General features: G+C 66.4%; 24 protein-coding genes. 16 read left to right on the plus strand and 8 right to left on the minus strand.

Going from position 1 to position 22,258, the window contains the following annotated elements; genetic code table 11:
• Positions 1-218 precede the first annotated feature (218 nt).
• From EV641_RS10535 to EV641_RS10550, 4 genes are all read right to left on the minus strand, one after another.
• Positions 219-743 carry a YbjN domain-containing protein gene (locus EV641_RS10535; RefSeq protein ID WP_132471760.1) on the minus strand — a complete coding sequence of 175 codons (525 nt, stop codon included), beginning with the start codon at positions 741-743 and terminating at the stop codon, positions 219-221.
• Positions 740-2,074 carry a D-inositol-3-phosphate glycosyltransferase gene (mshA, locus tag EV641_RS10540; RefSeq protein WP_132471761.1) on the minus strand — a complete coding sequence of 445 codons (1,335 nt, stop codon included), beginning with the start codon at positions 2,072-2,074 and terminating at the stop codon, positions 740-742. Before mshA ends, EV641_RS10535 begins: the two co-directional genes overlap by 4 nt.
• Positions 2,075-2,140: 66 nt before the next feature.
• Positions 2,141-2,968, minus strand: coding sequence for an alpha/beta hydrolase (locus EV641_RS10545; RefSeq protein WP_132471762.1), 828 nt, complete (start codon positions 2,966-2,968; stop codon positions 2,141-2,143).
• 5 nt (positions 2,969-2,973) lie between these two features.
• On the minus strand, positions 2,974-4,200 hold the full coding sequence (locus EV641_RS10550) for an MFS transporter (RefSeq protein WP_241997038.1): 1,227 nt from the start codon (positions 4,198-4,200) through the stop codon (positions 2,974-2,976).
• A 26-nt stretch (positions 4,201-4,226) separates the two neighbouring features.
• Here EV641_RS10550 and EV641_RS10555 point away from each other — a divergent pair, with 26 nt between their 5' ends.
• From EV641_RS10555 to EV641_RS29705, 4 genes are all read left to right on the plus strand, one after another.
• Entirely contained in the window at positions 4,227-5,000 is a 774-nt protein-coding gene (locus tag EV641_RS10555; protein ID WP_132471864.1) for a PIG-L family deacetylase, read from the plus strand.
• A 31-nt stretch (positions 5,001-5,031) separates the two neighbouring features.
• Positions 5,032-5,496: an SRPBCC family protein gene (locus tag EV641_RS10560; protein WP_054720453.1), complete on the plus strand. Its 465-nt coding sequence runs from the start codon at positions 5,032-5,034 to the stop codon at positions 5,494-5,496.
• 4 nt (positions 5,497-5,500) lie between these two features.
• Positions 5,501-6,532 carry a tocopherol cyclase family protein gene (locus EV641_RS10565; RefSeq protein ID WP_132471763.1) on the plus strand — a complete coding sequence of 344 codons (1,032 nt, stop codon included), beginning with the start codon at positions 5,501-5,503 and terminating at the stop codon, positions 6,530-6,532.
• Between the two features lie 88 nt (positions 6,533-6,620).
• On the plus strand, positions 6,621-7,349 hold the full coding sequence (locus EV641_RS29705; protein ID WP_241997040.1) for an LppP/LprE family lipoprotein: 729 nt from the start codon (positions 6,621-6,623) through the stop codon (positions 7,347-7,349).
• Between the two features lie 30 nt (positions 7,350-7,379).
• On the opposite strand, the gene EV641_RS10575 is transcribed toward EV641_RS29705, so the two are convergent.
• A complete protein-coding gene (locus tag EV641_RS10575) occupies positions 7,380-8,594 on the minus strand; it encodes an ROK family transcriptional regulator (RefSeq protein ID WP_241997076.1) in 1,215 nt (404 codons plus the stop codon).
• Positions 8,595-9,076: 482 nt separating this feature from the next.
• A complete protein-coding gene (locus EV641_RS10580; protein ID WP_054718288.1) occupies positions 9,077-9,727 on the minus strand; it encodes a TetR/AcrR family transcriptional regulator in 651 nt (216 codons plus the stop codon).
• 113 nt (positions 9,728-9,840) lie between these two features.
• Between EV641_RS10580 and EV641_RS10585 the strand changes: the two genes are divergently transcribed.
• Together EV641_RS10585 and EV641_RS10590 are read left to right on the plus strand one after the other, a co-directional pair.
• A complete protein-coding gene (locus EV641_RS10585) occupies positions 9,841-10,590 on the plus strand; it encodes an SDR family oxidoreductase (protein ID WP_054718285.1) in 750 nt (249 codons plus the stop codon).
• Between the two features lie 31 nt (positions 10,591-10,621).
• Positions 10,622-11,656, plus strand: a complete 1,035-nt coding sequence (locus tag EV641_RS10590) for a DUF2804 domain-containing protein (RefSeq protein ID WP_054718283.1) — start codon at positions 10,622-10,624, stop codon at positions 11,654-11,656.
• Between the two features lie 3 nt (positions 11,657-11,659).
• On the opposite strand, the gene EV641_RS10595 is transcribed toward EV641_RS10590, so the two are convergent.
• On the minus strand, positions 11,660-12,754 hold the full coding sequence (locus EV641_RS10595) for a UDP-N-acetylmuramate dehydrogenase (RefSeq protein ID WP_132471764.1): 1,095 nt from the start codon (positions 12,752-12,754) through the stop codon (positions 11,660-11,662).
• Positions 12,755-12,777: 23 nt separating this feature from the next.
• Between EV641_RS10595 and EV641_RS10600 the strand changes: the two genes are divergently transcribed.
• The 3 genes from EV641_RS10600 (at position 12,778) to EV641_RS10610 (ending at position 14,734) form a co-directional block, all read left to right on the plus strand.
• Positions 12,778-13,287, plus strand: a complete 510-nt coding sequence (locus EV641_RS10600) for a DUF2505 domain-containing protein (RefSeq protein WP_054720330.1) — start codon at positions 12,778-12,780, stop codon at positions 13,285-13,287.
• Between the two features lie 78 nt (positions 13,288-13,365).
• Positions 13,366-13,866, plus strand: coding sequence for a DUF2505 domain-containing protein (locus EV641_RS10605; protein WP_054720331.1), 501 nt, complete (start codon positions 13,366-13,368; stop codon positions 13,864-13,866).
• A gap of 4 nt (positions 13,867-13,870) precedes the next feature.
• On the plus strand, positions 13,871-14,734 hold the full coding sequence (locus EV641_RS10610) for a class I SAM-dependent methyltransferase (RefSeq protein ID WP_132471765.1): 864 nt from the start codon (positions 13,871-13,873) through the stop codon (positions 14,732-14,734).
• Here EV641_RS10610 and EV641_RS10615 read toward each other — a convergent pair.
• Positions 14,680-15,297, minus strand: coding sequence for a type IV toxin-antitoxin system AbiEi family antitoxin (locus EV641_RS10615; protein WP_132471766.1), 618 nt, complete (start codon positions 15,295-15,297; stop codon positions 14,680-14,682). The genes EV641_RS10610 and EV641_RS10615 overlap by 55 nt on opposite strands.
• A 103-nt stretch (positions 15,298-15,400) precedes the next feature.
• Here EV641_RS10615 and EV641_RS10620 point away from each other — a divergent pair, with 103 nt between their 5' ends.
• The 7 genes from EV641_RS10620 to EV641_RS10650 all read left to right on the plus strand — a co-directional run bounded on the left by EV641_RS10620 (position 15,401) and on the right by EV641_RS10650 (position 22,205).
• Positions 15,401-16,153 (plus strand): DUF2993 domain-containing protein, encoded by a 753-nt coding sequence (locus tag EV641_RS10620; protein WP_054713621.1) that lies wholly within the window; start codon positions 15,401-15,403, stop codon positions 16,151-16,153.
• Between the two features lie 120 nt (positions 16,154-16,273).
• Complete coding sequence (locus EV641_RS10625; protein ID WP_054713627.1) at positions 16,274-17,353, plus strand: phosphotransferase; 1,080 nt, start codon at positions 16,274-16,276, stop codon at positions 17,351-17,353.
• Between the two features lie 196 nt (positions 17,354-17,549).
• Positions 17,550-19,136 carry an AMP-binding protein gene (locus EV641_RS10630; RefSeq protein WP_241997041.1) on the plus strand — a complete coding sequence of 529 codons (1,587 nt, stop codon included), beginning with the start codon at positions 17,550-17,552 and terminating at the stop codon, positions 19,134-19,136.
• The gene (locus EV641_RS10635) at positions 19,129-19,356 is read left to right on the plus strand and encodes a ferredoxin (protein WP_054713622.1); all 228 of its coding nucleotides are present in this window, start codon (positions 19,129-19,131) and stop codon (positions 19,354-19,356) included. The genes EV641_RS10630 and EV641_RS10635 overlap by 8 nt, the downstream gene beginning before the upstream one ends.
• Positions 19,349-20,581, plus strand: a complete 1,233-nt coding sequence (locus EV641_RS10640; protein ID WP_054713623.1) for a CoA transferase — start codon at positions 19,349-19,351, stop codon at positions 20,579-20,581. The genes EV641_RS10635 and EV641_RS10640 overlap by 8 nt, the downstream gene beginning before the upstream one ends.
• Entirely contained in the window at positions 20,578-21,012 is a 435-nt protein-coding gene (locus EV641_RS10645; protein ID WP_241997042.1) for an OB-fold domain-containing protein, read from the plus strand. Before EV641_RS10640 ends, EV641_RS10645 begins: the two co-directional genes overlap by 4 nt.
• Entirely contained in the window at positions 21,009-22,205 is a 1,197-nt protein-coding gene (locus EV641_RS10650) for a hypothetical protein (RefSeq protein WP_054713625.1), read from the plus strand. Before EV641_RS10645 ends, EV641_RS10650 begins: the two co-directional genes overlap by 4 nt.
• Positions 22,206-22,258: the final 53 nt, after the last annotated feature.

Raw genomic sequence — 22,258 nt, forward strand, 5'->3', positions numbered from 1 at the left:
CCAATCACGAAAAGGTCACGGACCGATTTATTGGCACATTCGTGCAGAAAATACCTTGATCAACAGGGGTTTCACCAGGTGGCAGGATCGAAATTAGAAATTCGAAACAATGAATTACACGCCTGCGATGTGGGAATCGTCACAAAAGAACCTGGTACAGGCCACGCAAAACGGACGAATCAAATGCGTCCGAATCGCACCGAATCCGAAGTGTGACGTTATCGGTCGTCGTCGTTCGGTGCGAAATCGGTTCCGGTTTCCTGCTCGATGAGGTGCCGGAACGGCTCGAGATTACGCAGCGATTCACCTCGTGACACGCGCCACTCCCATTCACGCTTGATGGACGTGATGAACCCGATTCCCAGAATGATGTTGAAATCGTAGTCGGCGGCTTCGAGAACCTGGCCGAGCACAGCGTCGAGTTCCTCTGCGGTGACGGAATGCTCCGAGATCCGGCCGACGAGATAGATGTCGCCTACCTTGTCGAGTGTGTACGCCACTCCGTACAGCCGGCGATTACGCCGCAACAGGTACTTGTAGACGCCCTCGAAGTTTTCGTCGGGCTTGCGGCACACGAACGCCTCGACACGGAGACCGTGCGTGCCGACCGTCAGCAGTGTGGTGGTCTTCAGCTTGTTCTCGCCGGGTAGTTCGACCACGAAGTGGCCGCCCTCCTTACGCGAGAACTCCAGCTCCCGGTCGCGCAGTGTCGCCTCGATCAGTTCACTCAGCCGTTCGCTCACGCCTTCACTCCGCTCGTACGACGCAACTTCCACAATCCACGCTGGCGGCGCAGCGAATGCTCCGTCGAACCGAACGCGCGGTTCCGGCGCATCCCCGCCCGCCGATAGCTCTCGAGCAGACCCTCCGCGGTGTGCTCCCACGAGAAGTTCTCGGCGTGCTTCGGCGCGGCCTCCGCGTATGCGGCGAGCCTGCCCGGGTCGGAAACGAGCGACCCCAACGCGGCCGCCCAATCATCGATCCGATGCCCTTCGACGAGCACACCGGTCTCGCCGCCCCGCACTGCGACACCGAGTCCGCCGACGTCGGCGGCAATAACCGGCGTCCCGCATGCCTGTGCTTCGATCGCCACGAGCCCGAAGGACTCCGAATAGCTCGGCACAGCAACAAGGTCAGAGGCCCGATACACCTGAGCGAGGCGGTCGGACGGCTGCGGAGGCATGAACGTCACCTGTGCGGCGATCCCGAGATCACGGGTGAGTTCGATCAGCGAATCCGGTCGTTCGAGACCGCTCCCCGACGGGCCACCGACGACGAGCACCCGCAACGGAACGTCGGGCGCATCGGCAATGGCCTGTGCCGCTGCGCGCAGCAGCACATCGGGAGCTTTGAGCGGCTGGATCCGGCCGACGAACGTCACGATCGTCTCGCGAGGGTCGAGCCCCAGCCGGGCGCGCGCCGCATCCCGGTCACCCGGGCGGTAACGCGACAGATCCGCGCCGGGCGCAACGACGTCGATCCGAGACGGATCGGCGCCGTAGATACGTTCGAGCGCGGCAGCTTCGTCGGTGGTGTTCGCGACCATCCGGTCCGACTCCGCGACCACCTGTTGTTCCCCGATCTGGCGTGCGGCAGGTTCGGGCTTGTCGCCTGCTGCGAGCGAGGCGTTCTTCACCGCGGCAAGCGTGTGCGCGGTGTGGACCAACGGCACCCCCCACCGGTCGCGAGCGAGCCACCCGACCTGACCCGACAGCCAATAGTGCGAATGCACCAGGTCGTAGTAGCCCTGGGGGTGCCGGGCCTCCTCACGCAGCACGCCCGCTGCGAAGGCGCACAGCTGCGTGGGCAAGTCGTGTTTGTCCAGGCCTTCGAACGGTCCTGCCTCGATGTTGCGTACCAGAACGCCGGGAGCGGCATGCTGCACGGCCGGATCTGCAGACGACGTCGCGCGCGTGAAGATCTCCACTTCGACGCCGCGACGTGCCAGCTGGATCGCGGTCTGCAGGACGTACACATTCATGCCGCCGGCGTCACCCGTGCCGGGCTGCGCCAGCGGTGAGGTGTGGACCGATATCACGGCCACGCGGTGCGGGCGGCTGGGCTGGGACGTCACCCCTCCATACTGCCTTGCGTATCCTTCTCACGAGGAATCGACCTCCCCCGCCTACGCCGCAGCCGCCTATCCGTCGACCGACTCGACGAACTTGGTCACCTCGGCCACGAACCGCGCAGGATCCTCGACGAACGGACCGTGATCGACGCCCTCCCAATACGACGTCGTCGAGTTCGGCAGCAGCGACTCGGCGTGCCGCGCCGCTGCGATGTCGACCACGGAATCGGCGGTCCCGTGCAGCAGCAACACCGGGATGTCGAGGCTGCGAAGCAACTCGTCGTTGCCCGCGGCCCGGTCGAACAGCGCGGCGCGCACGTGCGGAGCGGTGCTCAGGGATGTTCCGAACAGTGCCTGCGACACCGCTCCCTTGCCCTCCGGCGGACCGGTCAGCGCAGCGCCGAACGAGCCGAGCGCCGCGATCGCTTCCTTGGGCTTCTCGGACATCGCCGCGGGGATCGCTGCGCGCATCGCCGGCCCGACCTTCCCACCCTTCTCGCCACGTCCGATGCTCGTGATCGCGCCGACGAGCACGACACCGGTCACGTGCGCCGAGCCGTGCACCGCGAGGTAATCGCAGATCACCAGGCCGCCGTAGGACCATCCGAGCAGCACCGCGTTCTCGGTGCGTTCGGCTTCGAGCACCGCGTGCACGTCGGCCGCCCAATTCTCGGAGTTGTCGTAGCCGTCGGGCGGGACCCCGCTGTATCCGTGCCCGCGCAGGTCCACCGCGATCACCCGGAAGCTGCGCGCGAGATCGCCCAGGACTTCCTCGCCCCAGCATCGCGACGACTGCGCCCAGCCGTGCAGGAGGACGAGCGGGCGGGCGGATTCCTGTCCGAACGTGCGGTAGACGATCGGGGTGCCATCGTTGCTGAGGACTTCTCGCACTGTCATGGCGGTCACTGTAGCCGCGCACGCAGGTGGATCCCGGCCGCACATGTCACCGCGATCAGGCCCGCCGCGACACCCACTCCGTATCCCGCGCCCGCGTCGATCCGGTCGATGACCTGGCCCACGAGGGCCGACCCCGCGGCCACGCCCACACCGAGACCCGCAACGGTCCAAGTGATCGCCTCCGTGAGCCGGCCGGACGGCGCGACCTGCTGCGTGAGCGAGGTCGCCACGATCATCGTGGGCGAGATCGCCGAGCCCGCGAGCAGGTACAGCGCCGCGAGCATCGGCACCGACCCGGCAAGCAGCAAAGGCCACAGCAGAAGCGCGACCGATGCCGTCGCGATCAGTAACTGACGGGTCAGCGACGATGTCGTCACCCGCGCACCGAACACGATGCCGCTGATCGCCGAAGCGAAAGCGAACAACGCCACCACCACGGTCGCTGCGCCTGGAACACCGTGTTCCGCAGTGAACGCGACCCCGACGACGTCGATGACCCCGAAGATCACACCCATCGCGAACATGACGGCGATCAGCGCGACGAGCACCGGCAACCTCAGGAGGTTGACACTCGGCATCTCGGGCGTGCGGGACCGCACCGGTGGCTCCGTTCCGCGCAGCCCGGCGAGAACGAGGGTGCCCACGAGCAGCAGGATCGCGCCCAGCAAGGGGCCGGCCTCTGGAAACAGCGCGATGCTGAGTCCGACCGACAGCACCGGGCCGACGATGAAGCACAACTCGTCGATCACGGCCTCGAGAGCGAACGCGGTGCGCAACTGTGGGGTTCCGGCGTACAGCTGGGTCCAGCGGGAACGCACCATCGCCCCGATCGTCGGCATCAGGCCGGCCGGTATCGCACACAGGAACAGCAGCGCCACCGGCCACTCGAACCGCACACCCAGGAGCATCGTGAGGGTCGCGGCCGCACTGATCGCGGCGGCCGCGGGCAGCACGCGGTACTGGCCGAGCCGGTCGACGGCCCGCGACACCAGGGGCGTCAGGACGGCGTACGACAGCGCGAACACCGCGGACAGCGCACCGCCGAGCGCGTAGTCGCCGCGCAGCTGCGAAAACATCGTGACGATGCCGATCCCGATCATGGCGATCGGCAGGCGCGCGACGAATCCCGCCGCGCAGAACGCGACGGTGCCCGGGGCCGTGAACAGGGTGCGGTAGGAACCGCCGGGTCGCTGGGACACCTCGGTGGGATTTCCTCTCTCGGTACCACGCACGGCCGTACCGTGCCAGCATGCAGCGTATGAGCGTTCTGGTCTGCTTCCACGCGCACCCCGACGACGAGGTCTTCACGACGGGTGGCGTCATGCGGCTCGCTGCCGACGCGGGCCATCGTGTGGTCCTCGTCGTCGCAACGGACGGTGCCGCCGGCGAACACCCTGCCGGGCTGCTGGCGGCGGGTGAATCGCTGGCGGATCGTCGGATGCGGGAGCTCGAACGATCCGCCGAGACGCTCGGAGTAGCGCGGCTCGTGCCGCTCGGATATCCGGACTCCGGGATGGCGGGGACTCCGGAGAACACCAATCCGGAGGCGTTCGCGAATGTCGACGTGGACGCGGCGGCCGCCCGGTTGGCCGCGATCATCGAGTTCGAACGCGCGGACTCGGTCACCATCTACGACGCCCACGGCGGCTACGGACATCCCGATCACGTGCAGGTCCACAACGTCGGAGTGCGGGCAGCGGAATCGACCGGCCACGACGCGGTGTACGAATCCGCCATGAACCGCGATCACCTACGGCGGCTGCTCTCGGCGAACCCCGAGGTGACGGGCGATGCGCAGCCGCCCGACCTCGACACGTTCGGCCTACCCGAATCCGAACTCACCACCGCTGTCGACGTCACAGGCACCATCGCCGCGAAAGTCGCAGCCATGCGTGCCCACGAGTCTCAGATCGGCGATTTCGGTCCGATGCTCGGCATGACCGAAGACCAGCTGCGGGCTGCGTTCGGAATCGAGTGGTTCCGGCTGCGCGGTGGAGCACCGGGTCTCCAGGAGACGTCTCTGCGTCTGTGAAAGAGATCCACCCTACGAAAGGCGAGAATCTGTGGAACAACGAATCACTGTCACCCGCTCGATCGCTGCGCCACCGAGCGCGGTGTGGGCGGTGCTGACCGACCTCGACTCCGCTCCGGACACCCTCCGCGGCGTCACCGCCGTCGAACGTGTCGATGGTGGTGGCGAGTACCGAGTCGGTACCCGGTGGCGCGAGACGCGGGTGATGTTCGGGAAATCCGCAACCGAGGAGATGCAGGTGACGGAGGCGGTGCCCGAGCACCGCACCGTCGTCACGGCCGAATCCGGCCGCGCGCGCTACCGGACGGTCTTCGAGCTGACACCCACCGCCACCGGGACGGATCTGGCGATGGACTTCTCGGGCGATTCCGGCCCCCTCGGTGCCGCAGCGCAACTGCTGATGACGCTCACCGGACCACTCGCGAAACGCGCAACGGCGAAATCGATGCGCCAGGATCTCGAGGACATCGCTGCTGTCGCGGAACGACTGGGCTAGACGGATGTCGCTACTCCGGCGGTACCGCGAAGGCGGTGCGACCCTGCCGTTCGGTGATCTGCTCACCGCGCACGACGTGGCGATGGAGGGCTATTTTTGGAGGTTCACCCAGCCCGAGTCCGGACGGGTGGTCATCGCGCTGTGCGGAATCAACCGGGCTCCCGACGGGAACTGGGCAACGCTCGGGCTGGCAGCGCATCCGGGCGGATTCCTCCGCACCGAGGTACATCCGGAGGGCACCGCACATCCGAGCAGGTTGGGTGCCCTCGCCGGGACCTCATTCAGTGGCGGCGCGGACCGCGTGCAGGTGGATCTCGGGCACGACGCACAGCTCGACGTCCGTATCACCCCGACCCTGCCGTGGCCGCGGCGCCGATTCGGTGGTTCGAGCGTGTTCCAGTCGGTACCCGCGTTGAACCAGTACTGGCATCCGTGGCTGCTCGGCGGGCGTGCGGAGGGTCGTGCTGTGCTGGGCGATGAGGTGTGGGAGCTCGACGGCGCCCAGGTGTACGGCGAGAAGAACTGGGGGCGGGGCGGTTTTCCCGACTCCTGGTGGTGGGGGCAGGCACAGGGATTCGAGGATCCGTCGGCGTGCGTCGCCTTCGCCGGCGGCGAGATCCACACCGGACCGCTGCGCACGACCGTGACACCGGTCGTGGTGGCACTGCCCGGTGGGCGCGTCATCCGGCTCGGCAATCCGGTGGTGTCCCCGATCCGCGCCCACGTCACCGACGAATCGTGGTCACTGCGCGGTGGTAATCGGCGGTGGAACGTCGAGATCGAGGGGAAAGCCCCGATCGGGCGTGCGCACGTGCTGCCGGTGCCGCTTCCCGCGGAGCGCCGCAACGTGGCCGGTTCGATCGAACATCTGGCCGGGACGCTGCGAGTGACAATCCGAGAGTGCGGCATCGTGGTGTGGGAGGACGAATCCGCGCTCGCCGCACTCGAACACGGAGGCCTCGAACGGGCGGAGACCGAACTCCGTCGCCGCGGGTCGAAACCGGACGCAACAGACGCATCCCCCTATCGTCAGTAACGAATCCGTAACTGTCGCTAACGAATACACGCACAACGACGACGATCCACGTGAGTCCACGGCACCGTGTCGTGAAGGAAGGTGAGTCATGACGAACCGCCGGATCGGCGCATCGATCGCGCTCGTTGCCGCCGCAGCCCTATTCACCGCATGCGGTGGCAGCGACACCACGACCACCCCCACGACGTCTGCCGCGCCGATCACGACTCCGGCCGACGCCGACCAACTGCAGAAACCCGAACCCGCCGAGCGAACACCGACACCGGGAGCGACCGAGATCGTCCCGGCGCCGGCACCGGCGGAGGGTACAGCCCAGCCCCAGGTCTCACCGATCCCCGACGACACCCCCGTTGCCTCACCGGTTCCGGAAGCGTCGGCGCCGGAAGAGAGCACCGGCCCCTGCGTCGACCCGGCTTCGCCCATGGTCACGGACGCGCTTGCCTCGCTCGGCAACACGGCGCCGGGCGGGAACCCATGGATCGCGGGCGCCTACTCGGACGTCACGGGTTCCTGCGGGGAGTTGCTGTGGCTGATGGCGGAAACACCGGGCGGGACAGCAAGTTCACCGTCGCACGTGCTGTTCTTTCGCGACGGCACCTACCTCGGTACCGCCACTTCGGATTCCTACTCGTACACCCAAGTGGTGGGCGCCGGCGGACCGGCGGTATCGGTGCAGTACCGCTGGCTCGACCCGGAGGACGCGAATTGCTGTCCGTCCGGTGGCCCGGCCGTCATCGACTACACCTGGGACGGATCGCAGGTGGTGATGGGGCAGCCGCTGCCACAGGAAATGCTCGATTCCTACGGCCCGCGGTAGCGGCGGCCGTACTGTCGGTCGATTCGGGCCTCATGCCGCGACTCGTCGCATGACACCCAGCGGATCGGAGTACAGCGAACTCAGCGACACCACTCCCGCGGCGTGGGCCTGTACCCTGTTGCCGAATCCAGTGATGTGAACGTCCTTGTGCGGCAACGAAGATGCGCGCTCGAAGGCTTTCGCCACGTACGCGATTCCTTCGGGGTACTCGGTGAAGGCCTGTCCGCCGAGAACCACGCGGTCGGGGTTGAACAGATCGCGCAGGATCGCGACGGTCCGGCCGAGCGTGGAAGCGCGGTCGACGAGAATGGCGCGTGCCTCTTCCGACCCTTCGCGTGCAACTCCGTACAGCGCCCGGATCGACTGGTCACTGCCCGTGAGCACCCCTTCATTACGGGCACGTTCGAGCACCGCCTGGTCGCTGATCGTCGCTTCGAGGCATCCGGTACCACCGCAGGTGCACCGCGCCGACGAACCGGTGGGCAGATGCGAGATCGACCCGGGCCCGGTCGTCGGCGTATGGACCTTGCCGTCGAACGTGATGGCAATACCGGCTGTTTCGCGCGCGTAGATGTAGAGACCGGCACCTGCTGTGTCGCCGGCAGTCTTGTTCGGGGTCAGCAGGAGTTCTGCGGCGGCCATCGCCTCGACGTGCGCTGCCACCGACACCGGCAGACGCAGGCCGAGGCCCACGGCCTCGCCGACACGGGCCTGCGACCAGCCGAGTCGCGGATGATCGACGATTCCGGTCGCGGAGTCGACACGCCCACCGATCGCGACACCGGCCCACAACGCAGTGCGGCGGTGCCATCGTGAGACGAAAGCCTTGGCACTGGCTGCGATCGAGGCGAGTGCGATGTCCTGATCTCCGCTGGGCGTGGGGATCTCGACCGCACTGATGATCCTGCCGCGCAGGTCGGCGGCAACGATCCCGGTGGTCACGGCGCCGATGTGGATTCCGACGGTGAGAAAGGGTTCGTGGTCGACCTCCACCGGAATCCGCGGACGACCGATGGCACCGGACTCGGTGAGATCGGCACGTTCGCGCAGCAGTCCGGCAGCGAGGAGTGCGGACACCTGCCGATTCACTGTGGCGATACTCAGGCCGGTGGCCTTGGCGATCACATCGCGGGAGAGGGGGCCGCGATCGGCCGCGACACGGAACACCGATCCCGCGGCGCCGTCGGCGATACGCAGGTCGGGGGCTACGATCCGCGCCTGCGCCTGACCCCGTCGGGAGGCCAGAGCGAGCGATGCGGGTCGGGAGAGGTCGGTACGGGACAAAGGTGTGCGGGGTGACGCTGAGCGGGACAGGGTGGGAGCTGACACGTGTGGGTTCCTTGCGACTCGGTCCCGGGCGCCTCGACGCAAGCATGATGCTCGAACGCGAGTGAATCGGCCCGGAGTTGGCACGATACGGACATCGGCGCGCCTGACCTCGACGTGCACAGGGCACGTAGGTGAAGGATTCCGGAGTGGAAACCGGGGTCGGCGCGGATCTACCTACCGCAGCAACGACAACAGAGTTCGCGAGCCAGAGGAAGCCGGGAACCCAGAGCGGCGGTCACGTATGTGACGCGCGGGGCGGCGACTCGACTGGACGACATGCCACGAAGGCTATGTCACGGTTCGGATTCTCCACAACCGGAAGGGAAATAGTCCTGTGACGGTGCGACGATAATGCATGATCGCCGCCACCCTCCACGCGCATTCTCCGCATCGAAGGCCTACGCGCGTGCAGCTCGGGCCGCCTCCGTCTCCTCCGACAACGGCGCCACGAGCGCAGCTTCCCACGCGTCGACCAAGGCCGACAGCTCGGCATGCGCCGGAGGTCTGCCCATCGCATCGCACCGCGACAGTGCTCGGACGATGCTTTCGTACACGAGATCGAGACGCTGGTCGACCACGTCCGGCGGGAGGTGCCCGGCCGACGTTCTCAATGTGGTGTCCACGAGGTAACCGTTCGACGTCGACATCGCGGCAGCCACATGCTCGGCGAGCCGCCCTTCATCGAGCAGCCGGTAGAGCATCGCTACATAGTGGTTGTTCCGACCGACCGTGTTCGCGAGCGGCTCCGCGACGGCCCACAGGGCTTCGCGGGTCGACAGTACGTGCCCGCCCTGAAGGAATTGCCGAACGAGCGCGCCGCGCTCCGCGTCGACCGCGGGGAATCGATGGTCGGCCACCGCGCCGAGCAATCCGTCCTTCGTTCCGAAGTAGTAACCGATGACCGACGAATTGTGCTGACCGGCCGCCTTCCGAATGTCGGCAAGGGTGACACCGTCGTATCCACGCCGCGCGAACAGTTTCTCGGCGGCTTCGATCAGACGGATGCGGGTTCGCTCTCCTGAGTTGTATCGCCCGCGGCTCATCGTCATGAAATCCGACGCTAGCGCCGGTTACGGCGATCCGCACGGCAAGCGCACCGCAGGCAAGGGCAGCCGGAGAATCGGTCGGGCACGTCAGCGCCGTCGGCACTACGATTCGGCGTATGACCATTTCTGCCGATTCCCGTATTGCCGTCGTCACCGGAGCTTCCTCCGGCATCGGAGAAGCCGCCGCACGGACGCTCGCGGCTCAGGGCTACCACGTAGTGGTCGGTGCACGACGCCTCGACCGGCTGCGGGCGCTGGCCGACGAGATCGGCGGAACAGCACTCGAACTGGACGTCACCGACGAGGATTCCGTGGACGCGTTCACGACGGTCCTGCCGCGTGTGGACGTACTGGTCAACAATGCCGGTGGTGCGAAGGGCCTCGCCACGGTGCTCGACGCTGTCGAGGACGACTGGCGGTGGATGTGGGAAACCAACGTCATCGGCACCCTGCGCGTCACCAAGGCGCTGCTTCCCAAGCTCATCGATTCGGGCGACGGACTGATCGTCACGATCACCTCGGTCGCCGCGTTCGAGGCGTACGACAACGGATCCGGATACACGACTGCCAAGCATGCGCAGGCAGTCCTGCACCGCACACTGCGCGGGGAACTGCTCGGCAAGCCCGTCCGCCTCACGGAGATCGCGCCCGGCGCCGTCGAGACAGAGTTCTCGCTGATCCGCTTCGAGGGTGATCAGGAACGCGCCGACAAGGTGTACGAGGGCATCACCCCGCTGGTCGCGCAGGACATCGCGGAGATCATCGGGTTCGTCGCGTCGCGTCCGTCGCACGTGAATCTCGACCAGATCATCGTCAAGCCCCGCGATCAGGCAAGTGCGGGGCGGTTCAACCGCACCACCGGCTGACAGTCGTCCCGCGGCAGTAGTCTCGCGAGGTATGCAGCAACAACGCCTCTCGCCCGGTCCCCTGCTCGACGAGAACGGCACGCTCGCAGAAGCCGGCTGGGCTGCGAGCGAAGTCCGCACATACGAGCGGACACGTGTCGCGGCGTCGAAGCTGCGGATCAAGGAGTGGGACTACTACTGCGTCCTGTCGGACGGCGACGCGGGCCCGTACGGCATCGCGCTGACGGTCGCCGACAACGGATACATCGGCCTGCTCGGCATCAGCTGGCTCGATCTCGTGGGCCACACGGAGGTTACCGAGAACAAGCTGGTCCCGTTCCCACTCGGACGTATGGGCATGCCGAGCAGCGCCGACACCGGCGACGTCGTGATCCACCGCGGCGCGATGCGGATCGAGTACCGGAACGAGGGGCCGGCGCGGCGCCTGATCGTCGACCACCCGGGGTTCGACGGTGGTCGCGGGCTGTCGGGTGAGTTGTTGTTGTCGCAGCCACCGATGGATCGTATGGCGATCGCCACTCCGTTCCCGCGCGCACCGAAGGCGTTCTACTACAACCAGAAGATCAACTGCCTGCCCGCGTGGGGTTCGATCAGGGTCGACCGCGTGACCCACGAATTCGACGCGACCAGCGCGTTCGGGGTCTTCGACTGGGGGCGCGGGGTGTGGACGTACGACAACACCTGGTGCTGGGGGTCTGCCTCCGGACTCGTCGATGCCGTCCCGTTCGGTTTCAACATCGGCTACGGCTTCGGCGACACCACCGCGGCGAGCGAGAACATGGTGTTCCACGACGGCGTAGCGCACAAGCTCGACCGCGTGCATTTCCATCGCCCCGCCGACACCTATGACGGCGCATCGTGGCGGTTCACGAGCAACGACGACCGCTTCGAGATGGAGTTCGACCCCATCCTCGATCGCGCCGCAGACGTCAATGCCGTAGCCATCCGCTCGACACAACACCAGGTGTTCGGCCGCTACACCGGATTCGTGTTGCTCGACGACGGAACCCGAATAGGGGTCGAGAACCTCCTCGGATTCGCCGAAGAGGTCCGCAACCGCTGGTGACGGTCAGATCACGCAGTTGACCGTCACCGGCTCGGGGTGCAGCCGCACGCCGAACACGTCCTCGACCCCGTCGCGCACCTCGCGGGCGAGTGCGATGAGATCCGCTGTGGTCGCCGACCCCCGGTTGGTCAGCGCCAGGGTGTGCTTCGTCGACAAGCGTGCAGCTGCGGCGTCGCCCGGGAAACCCTTGACGAACCCTGCACGTTCGATGAGCCATCCCGCCGACAGTTTCGTGCCGCCGACCGCGTCGTACCGGGGAATGCGGACATCCATGCCGACGTGCTCCGTGATCGCCGCGAGGACACCCGGCAACCGGTCGTCGGGCACCACGGGGTTGGTGAAGAACGAGCCTGCGCTCCACGTGTCGTGGTCGTCGGGGTCGAGCACCATGCCCTTGCTCCGACGCAGCGCAAGCACCTGGTCTCGCACCTGCGCGGCGGGAAGCCGCTCCCCTTCCCGGGCACCGAGCGAGGCCGCGAGTTCTCGGTAGCCGAGGGGGGCGCTGGATCCGTCGGGACGCACATCGAGTTCGATCTCGAGGACGAGCGCGTCGTCGGAATGCTTGAGGACACTCGTGCGGTATCCGAGTCCGAGCGCCTCCGGGCCGACCCATTCGTCGACGCCGCTGCTTCGGTCCAGCAGTCGCACGCGCCGCAGCACCGACCCGACCTCCACGCCGTACGCCCCGACATTCTGCACCGGAGTGGCGCCGGCGGAGCCCGGGATGCCGGAGAGGCATTCGAGGCCTCCGAAACCGGTCGCGACGGTCCGTGCCACGACGTCGTCCCATTCGGCTCCGGCCTCGGCGCGGACCGCCCCACCGCCGACATCGACACGCGAGTTCGAGACCTTGACGACCACACCGTCGAATCCGTCGTCGCCGATCACGAGATTCGACCCGCCCGCGAGAACGAGGACGCGGATGTTCTCGGCGTCGAGGCACCGCATCACCTCGATCAACGTATCGGTCGAGGTGCAGTCGGCGAGATAGTGGGCGGGGCCGCCGAGCCGCAATGTCGTCAGCGTCGACAGCGGCACGGATTCGGTGACGGCGGCTCCCGCGTCGACGAGCCGGGCCCTGATACGTGGATCAAGCACCTGCAAACGGTAGCGTGCCGGATATGGGCAGCCCTATCGACCACTCGACGCACTACTCGTTTCCGCCTGCGGCAGTGCATGCGGCATTCGTCGACCCGCAGTACTGGGACAGCCGCCTCGCAGAGGCCGGCGGCCCGGGTGCTGCAGTCGAGAGCGCGACGACCGGCGACGGCACGATCGAACTCGACCTCCGCCAGGCGATTCCCGCCGAGCACCTCCCTGCCATGGTGACGAACATCCGACCGGGCGATCTCGTCATCCGACGCCACGAGGCGTGGGGCGGTCTGGACGGCGATCGGGCGCAGGGCCGCTTCTCCGCGGGTGTCGAAGGGATGCCGGGGAAGGTCGAGGGGACGCTCACGCTCATCCCCGACGACGCCGGCTCGATCGTGCTCATCGAGGGCACGGTCGAGGTCAAGATTCCGTTCCTGGGAGCGAAAATCGAGGGCATGATCGTCGACGAGCTCGTCGGGCTGTTCGACGCGGAGAAGACCTTCACCGCCGAGTGGCTGGGCCGCGCAACCCCGTCCTGAAGAATCTGCAACGAGTGACCGGTCTGCGCCCGGGGACGATTTTCCCGCACCGCGGGCCGGCCGGTACGCTGGCCTGCCGTGGCACGGCGTAGCGATTACTCTGCCCGCTTTCCGTATTCCCCGGAGCGGGTCTACTCGGCGCTGTCCGATCCCGATCATTGGGAAGCCCGCATGTCGGAGATGCGGAAGTACTCGGAGAACCACGTCGAGGAATTCACCGTCACCGACAGCGGTATCGGCCTCGTCCTCCATCACGTGATACCCCGGACGGAACTGCCGGAGATCGCGCAGTCGGTGATCAAGAAGGACATGATCATCACCCGCACGGAGTCGTACGGTCCGTTCGACGGTACGACGACGGGTCGCTACGAAGCGTCGATCCCCGCGGGTCCGGGAAGTCTCTCCGGCACCATGTCGCTGTTCGAGAGCGCCCCCGGATGCACGCTGCGGACCTCGTCGGAGGCGAAGGTCAATCTGCCGTTCATCGGCGGCAAGCTCGAGGAGATGATCCTCAGCAATCTCGTGGAGGTGTTCCGCACCGAGGCGGCGATCACCGCCGACTGGCTCGCGCGGCAGTAGGACCGTGCGATCACCGAACACAGCAGTAGGACGAAACCCTGAAGGCGTCGTCACTCGCGGCACCACCGGCATCAACCGGTTGCGGCGCAGCGACCGTTGGACGGTGCACGAGCCCGTCGCGACGACCATGCTGACGCAGACCCCGCACCCACTGGCCGTCGACCTCGGCTACGGCGCGATGCCCGTCACCACTCTCGAATGGGCTGCGCGTCTGCGCACGATACGACCCGATCTGCGGGTGGTCGGCCTCGAGATCGACCCGGATCGGGTGGTTCCGGGACGGGGCGGTGTGGAGTTCGCCCGCGGTGGCTTCGAACTGGCAGGCCTGCGCCCGACACTGATCCGTGCGTTCAACGTGCTGCGCCAGTATCCGGAAGAGGCGGTTGCACCGGCGTGGGAGCGTCTGCGTTCGGGGCTTGCTCCGGGCGGGTTGATCATCGACGGCACGTGCGACGAGCTGGGTCGCCGCTGCGCGTGGGTGCTGCTCGACGAGCACGGTCCGCGCACGCTGACCCTGGCATTCAGCCCGTTCCACGTCGACTGTCCGTCCGACATCGCAGAGCGGCTCCCCAAAGCCCTGATCCACCACAATGTGCCTGGTGAGCCGATCCATGAACTGCTGACGGCCGCAGACCGCGCGTGGGCGATCTCCGCACCGCACTCCGTATTCGGTCCCCGGCTCCGGTGGCGTGCGACCCTGGATCTGCTCCGAGGTCAGGGATTCGAGGTGCAGGAGCAGCGACGCCGGATGCGCGACTGCATTCTGACCGTGCCGTGGACCACCGTGGCACCCCGCGGAACCGAGACCGCCTGTCAGCTCGCCGAGAGCAACGCCAGTTCGATGCGATCGGCGACGGCAGTGGGCTGACCCGCGACGGCGGCGTGCAGCTCGTCGGCACCTGCCCGGCCGAGGGCGATCGCATCTCCGACGAGTTCGTCGAGAACCTCCTGCGACACCCCGCCCGCGGCGAGATCCACCGCGGTGCGAGCGGGCGTGGTGACCCGGAAACACCCGGCCAGTTCACAGTCGGCAGCCGCGAGTTCGCGGTGATGCAAGGCCAGACGGTTGCTCGGAACCGTCCGCTGGTCGACCGTCGACAAGTGCAGGAATCGGGGTTGGAGGTGTCCCATTCCGTGAAGGTCCGCAGCGCTCTGGTGCGAGACCACCGCGGTGCCCTCGTACCATGCGCACCATTGCGCGAACTCGTCGAACTTGGTCGGCGGGCTGTCGCAGAGGCGGAACAGTTCACTCTCCACCCGCAACCATTGCCCGGCCTCGATCCGCGCGGAGAACTGCTCGGTCGTGATGCCGTGCCCCACGGCTTGGCGGGCGGTGAAGAAGCCGGCCTGCGTCACCGCCAGGCGCCGAAGCAGCTCGTCTGCATCCGCCCGCCCGGATGCGCCGTACTCTGAATCCGTCCACCCAGTCATGGCGCCCACAGTACCCAAAGAATGTGTCAAACCTCACATTATTCATCCAGTTGGTACGTGTCTGCTCATGGGATTTTCAGACTCGTCCGGAACAATCGGCCACATGACGCAACCGAAGCGCAGTCGCCTCACCACGATCGCCGTCATCGTCATCGCCGCGCTTGTCGCGGTCCTGGTGGGCGCCGAGGTCTACGTGCGCAATCGCGCAACAACATGCCTCGCCCAGTCGTTCGAGAGCGAGCTCGGCACCGGGGTCGACGTGGACCTGAGCTGGAAGCCGGTACTCCTGCAACTCCTCGATCGCCAGGTGCCGTCGGTGAGTTTCGCCAGCGACGACACCGCGTTCGGTCCCGCGCAGCAGATGCAGGTACACGCGGAGGTCCAGGACGTCGATCTGCGCGATTCCGCGGAGGGCGCCGGGACGATCGGTAGCTCGCGCGCCGAGATCGAGTGGCCCACGAGCGGGATCCTCGAGACGGTGCAGAGCCAGTCGGTGGGCGCACTCGTCACCGACGTCACCGCCGACGAGTCCGCGGGCACCCTGACCTTCACCGTCGGCGGGCAAGGGCTCGCCGAGTTCACCGCGCGGCCGGTGGTCGACAACGGCATCGTGACGGTGGAGACCACCGATGCGTCACTCTTCGGGATCGGCCTGCCGACGGCACTCGTCGACGGCGTGGTGCAGATCCTCACCTCCGGTCTGCAGCAGTATCCGTTGGGCATGCAGGCCACCGAGGTGAACGTCTCCGATTCCGGCGTGCAGCTGGCACTCGAGGGTGGGCACTTCGTGATGCCGGAGCCGCCGGAAGGTCAGCAGCAACCCGAGCAGCAGGGAAGCTGCGGCCTGCTCGCCTAGCACCCTCCGGAGCAGGGCTTTCAAAAAAGAGTGTGACTCTCGCCATAAGAAGTACTACATTCTTGCCATGGCGAAATCACATTCTACTTTTTCCAGGCAGTTTGGACCGAGGTGCGCGTCATGACCGTCGCGGTTCCGGACACCCTCGATGAGGCACTGTCGCCCCAATGGCTCACTTCCGCACTCCAACCCCGATTCCCCGGCATCGAGGTCACATCTGCAACTCTCGGACCGATCGTCGACCGGGTCTCGACCAACGCCCGTTTCACCATCGAGTGCACAGGTGAGGTTCCCGAGGGCCTGTCCCCCGACCTCTGCGTCAAGGGCTACTTCAACGAGGAGGGGCGAACGACCCGCGCCGCCGGCGAACCGGAGGCATGCTTCTACCGCGACCTGCGCGACCACATCGGAGCGCGCACCCTCCGAAGCCACTACGCGGACTTCGATCCGGACACCCGTCATGGCGTTGTGATCACCGAGGACATCGTCAGCCAGAACAGCGTCTTCCTCGATGCCGCCAGCAGCTACACCGCCGACCAGGTAGCAGAAAGCCTCGGAGAGTTCGCCAAACTTCATGCCGCCACGTGGGGCAAGCCGAAGTGGGGACACCAGCAGTGGCTGGCACCTCGACTCACCGGCGCCATCCGCGCAATGGGAACCGAGGAGATCACCGCACGTATCGATCGGAACTTCCACGGACCGAACGGCATACGGGTTCCCGACGAGATCAAGGATGCACCCCGACTGCTCTCCGCCTACCTGGGTCTGGTCGACGCCCTCGCATCCGAATACGAGACCTCCGACTGGTGCGTGATCCACGGAGACGCGCACGTCGGCAACATCTACCTCGACGGGCAGAGCCGACCGAGCCTCGTCGACTGGCAACTCGTCCAACGCGGCATGTGGTACATGGATGTCGGCACCCACATCGCGACCGCCCTGGCCCCCGAGGAACGACGTCGCAGCGAGGACGATCTTCTCGCACACTACCTCGATTGCCTTGCTTCCCAGGGCATCGAGCCGCCACCGTTCGATTCCGGCCGACGCGCACTTCGGCGCGGCATGGTGCGCGGCCTCTATCTCTGGGGCATCACCGTCAAGGTGGAGCCACGACTGATCGAGATCCTGCTGCACCGCCTGAGCACCGCGGTTGCCGACCACGATGCCCTCTCTCCCGAACTGTTCTCGGCCCCCCGCTGACACACCGATCCGGGTATTGAATCCGGACGGGAATCGTGGCAGGCTGGACGAGAATCACGTTCTACCTCGACATGCATCTATTGCGCACCTGCGGCAACAGCCCCTCTCTACGCCGCGCGCTGATATCGACTATGCATCTGCGAAAGGTGTTGTGAAAACGTTGGTTACGAATCGACTGAGCTCGATTGTCCGCGAAGTGCCCCCGTCCCTGCGCAGCCGCTACGAAGAACAGGGGTGGTGGACTCGCGAAACACTCGGAGGAATCCTCGCAGACGAACTGAAGAAGCACCCCGACATGGGATTTCACGTGCATTCCGCAGTCCGACCGTACGAGGGGACCTTCGCCGAGGTCGAACTTGTCGCACGCAGGCTCGCCGCAGGCCTGAAAGCCAGAGGCGTCGGTCCTGGTGATGTCATTGCAATGCAATTGCCGAACTGGATGGAAGCTGCCGCCACCTTCTGGGCGTCCGCCCTTCTCGGTGCAGTGACGGTTCCGATCGTCCATTTCTACGGCCCGAAGGAACTCGGCTTCATTCTCGAAGATTCCGAGCCGCGCGTGTTCATCACGGCCGCACAGTTCGGCCGCATGACGTACACGCCGGACACGAGCGCACATGTGCCGCTCGTCGGCGTGGTCGGGCTCTCCCCGTCGCTTCGCTCGCCCCAGTCTCACGACTTCGACGATCTGCTCGCCGACGAGCCGTTGCACGGCGTCGTCGCGGTGGACGCTGTCGCTCCCGCGCTCATCGCATACACCTCGGGAACTACCCGAAACCCCAAGGGCGTCATCCACACCCATCAGACGCTCATCTGCGAGACGCGGCAACTGATGTCGAACTACGAACCCGGTCGAGGGCGTCAGCTCACCGCCCTGCCGGTAGGGCATTTCATCGGGATGCTGGGCGCGGTCCTGTTCCCCGTCCTCGACGCGATTCCCGCCGACATGTGCGACGAGTGGAACCCCACCCGGGTCATCTCGCTCATGGACTCCGACGGCGTCGCGATCGGCGGTGGCCCACCGTATTTCGTCACCAGCCTGCTCGACCACCCCGATTTCGGGCCCGACCATCTGCGCTTCTTCGGCCCGATCGGTCTCGGCGGATCCACCGTGCCGGCTTCCGTTCCGCGCCGGCTGACCGATCTCGGTCTCGTCGTCACCCGCTCGTACGGGAGCACCGAACACCCCTCGATCACTGGATCGGCCATCACCGCACCGGAAGACAAGCGGCTTCTCACCGACGGTTGCCCACGACCGGGAGTCGAGATCCGTCTGACCGAGGACGGTGAGATCGTCAGCCGCGGCCCCGATCTGTGCCTCGGCTACACCGATACATCTCTGACCGCGCGCGCATTCGACGACGAGGGCTGGTACCACACCGGCGATGTCGGAACGCTCGACGACGACGGTTATCTGACCATCACCGACCGCATGTCCGACCTCATCATTCGCGGAGGCGAGAACATCGGCGCGGCAGCGGTCGAGGACACACTACTCACCATGGAACCGATCGCTGAGGCCATCGTCGTCGCCGCGCCGGACACCCGCCTCGGCGAGCGTGTGGCAGCGGTCCTGCGACTCAAGGACGGACAGTCGATGCCCACCCTCGACGAAGTCAAGGAGCACTTCGCGGCCGCCGGCGTGGCGCGGCAGAAGTGGCCGGAAGAACTGCACCAGGTGGACGACTTCCCACGCACCGCATCGGGAAAGGTCCAGAAGAACCGCATTCGGAAGCTGGTCGCGAACGCTGCACCACAAGATATACCGGAGACGACACATGCCTGAAGAACAGTACGTGGTCGAACTCGACCGTGAGATCTGCATGGGGTCGGGCGTCTGCGTGTCCTACGCCGCAGGCACCTTCGCAATGGGCAACGACGCCGCGGCCGAGGTGACGACCCCGATCGTGACGGATATATCGGATGTCGAGGTCGCCGCGTCCGGTTGCCCCACCGGCGCCATCACCGTCATGCGCCGCACGGTAGGAGCCGACAGCAATGACTGAGCAGGAAGCGAACGCCACGCCGCGTGCCTTCGACGGGGTCCGAGTGGTCGAACTCGCACAATGGGTGTTCGTGCCCGTCGCCGCAGCACTGCTCGCCGACTGGGGCGCCGACGTCGTCCGCATCGAGCCACCCGAGGGCGATCCCTACCGCGGCCTCGCGACCCAGGGCATCGGCGCCGATCGTGGTGGCCCCAACCTCTCGATGGCCCTGGCCAACCGTGGTAAACGCTCGATCGCCCTGGACGTCCGGAGCGACGAGGGCATCACTGTGCTGCACGAACTTCTCTCTTCGGCGGACGTATTCATCACCAGCCTCCGCCCAGGCGCTCTCGAGCGGCTCGGCTTGGACGCCGAGACGCTGCGCCTGCGCTATCCGCGCCTGATCTACGCGCGCGGGCACGGGTTCGGTGCCCGCGGCCCCGACTCCGACAAGCCCGGGTACGACAGCTCCGCATTCTGGGCGCGGGGTGGAGTCGGTCACACGCTCACTCCCACGGAACGTGACTACCCCATCAGCCAGCGTGGCGCGATGGGCGATCGCAACGGCGCGATGGCCCTGGCGTTCGGAATCTCGACCGCGCTGCACGAGCGGGAGAAGACCGGTGCGGGCACCGTCGTCGATGTGTCGCTGCTCGCCACGGCGATGTGGATGCTGTCGTCCGACCTGCTCGTCGCGCTCAACGGCGGGGACGTGACCACGGTGACAGGCCGTGGGCCGCAGGTCAATCCGCTCACGGGGACATACCGGACCCGCGATCTTCGGCACATCCAGCTGATGTTCCTCCAAGGAGATCGATACTGGCCGGCCTTCGCTCGCCTCATCGGGCGCGACGACCTCGTCGACGACCCCCGGTTCGTGGACATGGCCGCTCGTCGGGAGAACAGTGCTGCGTGCGTCGAGGAACTCGACGGAATCTTCGCGAAGCACACGCTGGACGAGTGGAAGCAGATACTCGGCGAGCTCGACGCGCCCTGGGCCCCGGTGCAGTCGGTGCACGATGTGATCGATGATCCGCAGATTGCGGCAAACGGGTACGTCGGCGACGTTCGTCTCGATGACGGGCACAGCTACAGGCTGCCCGCGGTGCCGGTCCAATTGGGTCAGGAGCCTCCCATTCTGCGACGGGCACCCGAGCACGGTGAGCACACCGAGGCCGTGCTGCTCGAACTCGGCTACGACTGGGAACGGATCGGGTCGCTCGCAGAAAAGGGCGTGATTCCGTGAGGACACACGAAGCGAAGACCCACCGCCCTCTGCCGGTGCCCGACTCGATCTCGGCTCCGTACTGGACCGCCGCGGCGGAACATCGACTCGAGTTGGCACGCTGCGAACACTGCAGGAACTTCGCCCACCCGCCCGACAGTGTGTGCCCGAACTGCGGATCCACCGATCCCGGTTTCGAATTCGTTCCGGTCAGTGGGCACGGCACCGTGAGGTCGTGGACGATCGTGCGCCAGTCGTTCCTACCTGGGTTCGACGATCTCCTCCCGTTTGTCCTGGTCGACGTCGAACTCGTCGAGCAGCCGGAACTCCGGTTGATCGGCCGGTTGCTCGATAGTCCCGACGCCGACTTCCGGATCGGGACACCGGTCGTCGCAGCGTTCGAGCAGTTGACATCCGAGGTGTTGGTGCCGGCCTTCGAGATCGCGTCATGAGCGGCTTCGCGCGCAACGAGGTCGCGATCGTCGGCTACGCGCAGAGCGACATTCGACGCACTGCCGGTCGCACGCTCGGTGCCCTCACCGTAGACGTCGCCCGCGCAGCCGTCGCAGATGCCGGACTCGAACTCGCACAAGTGGACGGCTATGTCAGTTCGAGTCTGATGCCGAGCGCGAGCGGCCGGGCCGTGGAGGACGGCGTCAGCACCGTGTCGTCCGCGTGGCTGGCCGGACGAATGGGCGGCACCCCGCGCTATGTCGCAGGATTCGACGGAATCGGCCAGCTGACCGGCTCGGTATCGATGGCCGTCAACGCGATCGCCAGTGGCGCCGCCGACTACGTCATCGTGCACCGCGCGCTGCACAATCCCACGGGGAGCTATCACGGCAATCCGATGCAGGAGGTACACGGCCCACAGCAGTGGACCGCGCCACAGGGTTTCTTCGGACCGCTGGCCATGATCGCCCTGCCGTACAACGAGTATCTGCAGCGATACGATGCCGAACCGGAGTCCATGGCCGCTGTGGTGACCGAGGCCCGCAAGAACGGTGCGCGGATCCCGTGGTCGTTCTGGCACGACCGTCCGCTCGACCGGGACGAATATCTTTCCGCGCCAACTCTGTTCGATCCAGTGTGCAGGTATGACTGCGACATCCCGGTCGACGGCGTCGCCGCATTTGTGCTCACGAGCGCCGAGCGCGCGAAAGACCTCCCCCACCCGCCGGTGTACATCGCCGGATACGCGAACGGGACACCGGCGCGACGGCGACTTCCCCTCCACTGGCCGCTCGACGACATCCTCGGCGCCGGCACCGAGTTGGTGCGCCGCCTCGAGGAGTCCTCGGGGATCGGCATGACAGAGATCGATCTACCTCAGGTCTATGACGGTTTCTCTCCGTTCGTGTGGTTCTGGCTCGAATCCCTGGGCCTGTGCCCACCGGGCGAGGCCCACCGATTCGTCGAGGAAGGCGGAATCGACAGCGACAGGCCCGGTGCGATTCCCGCCCTGTCCGGGGGCGGCGCGCTCGGCAACGGCCGAATGCACGGCGTCCCTCAGATGCTCGAGTGCTATCTCCAACTCTCCGGACGCGCAGGGGTTCGGGCGCTCGACGGTATGACAACCGCTGTCGCCTGCCATTCATCGCCGCACTACGGCGGTGCCGTGGTGTACTCCGCCGAACGCTTCTGACACATCATTTTTCAGCAAATCGCAATCTTGCTGTTGTCCTAACAAGAACTATG

Source organism: Rhodococcus sp. SMB37, from assembly GCF_004345605.1.
Taxonomy (GTDB): domain Bacteria; phylum Actinomycetota; class Actinomycetes; order Mycobacteriales; family Mycobacteriaceae; genus Rhodococcus.

Coding starts and splice junctions, on each gene's coding strand:
- EV641_RS10590 (WP_054718283.1), top strand. CDS start 10,622: ATGCAGCAACAACGCCTCTCGCCCGGTCCCCTGCTCGACGAGAACGGC.
- EV641_RS10640 (WP_054713623.1), top strand. CDS start 19,349: ATGACTGAGCAGGAAGCGAACGCCACGCCGCGTGCCTTCGACGGGGTC.
- EV641_RS29705 (WP_241997040.1), top strand. CDS start 6,621: ATGACGAACCGCCGGATCGGCGCATCGATCGCGCTCGTTGCCGCCGCA.
- EV641_RS10555 (WP_132471864.1), top strand. CDS start 4,227: ATGAGCGTTCTGGTCTGCTTCCACGCGCACCCCGACGACGAGGTCTTC.
- EV641_RS10620 (WP_054713621.1), top strand. CDS start 15,401: ATGACGCAACCGAAGCGCAGTCGCCTCACCACGATCGCCGTCATCGTC.
- EV641_RS10635 (WP_054713622.1), top strand. CDS start 19,129: ATGCCTGAAGAACAGTACGTGGTCGAACTCGACCGTGAGATCTGCATG.
- EV641_RS10580 (WP_054718288.1), bottom strand. CDS start 9,727: ATGACGATGAGCCGCGGGCGATACAACTCAGGAGAGCGAACCCGCATC.
- EV641_RS10585 (WP_054718285.1), top strand. CDS start 9,841: ATGACCATTTCTGCCGATTCCCGTATTGCCGTCGTCACCGGAGCTTCC.
- EV641_RS10625 (WP_054713627.1), top strand. CDS start 16,274: ATGACCGTCGCGGTTCCGGACACCCTCGATGAGGCACTGTCGCCCCAA.
- EV641_RS10615 (WP_132471766.1), bottom strand. CDS start 15,297: ATGACTGGGTGGACGGATTCAGAGTACGGCGCATCCGGGCGGGCGGAT.
- EV641_RS10600 (WP_054720330.1), top strand. CDS start 12,778: ATGGGCAGCCCTATCGACCACTCGACGCACTACTCGTTTCCGCCTGCG.
- EV641_RS10565 (WP_132471763.1), top strand. CDS start 5,501: ATGTCGCTACTCCGGCGGTACCGCGAAGGCGGTGCGACCCTGCCGTTC.
- EV641_RS10545 (WP_132471762.1), bottom strand. CDS start 2,968: ATGACAGTGCGAGAAGTCCTCAGCAACGATGGCACCCCGATCGTCTAC.
- EV641_RS10650 (WP_054713625.1), top strand. CDS start 21,009: ATGAGCGGCTTCGCGCGCAACGAGGTCGCGATCGTCGGCTACGCGCAG.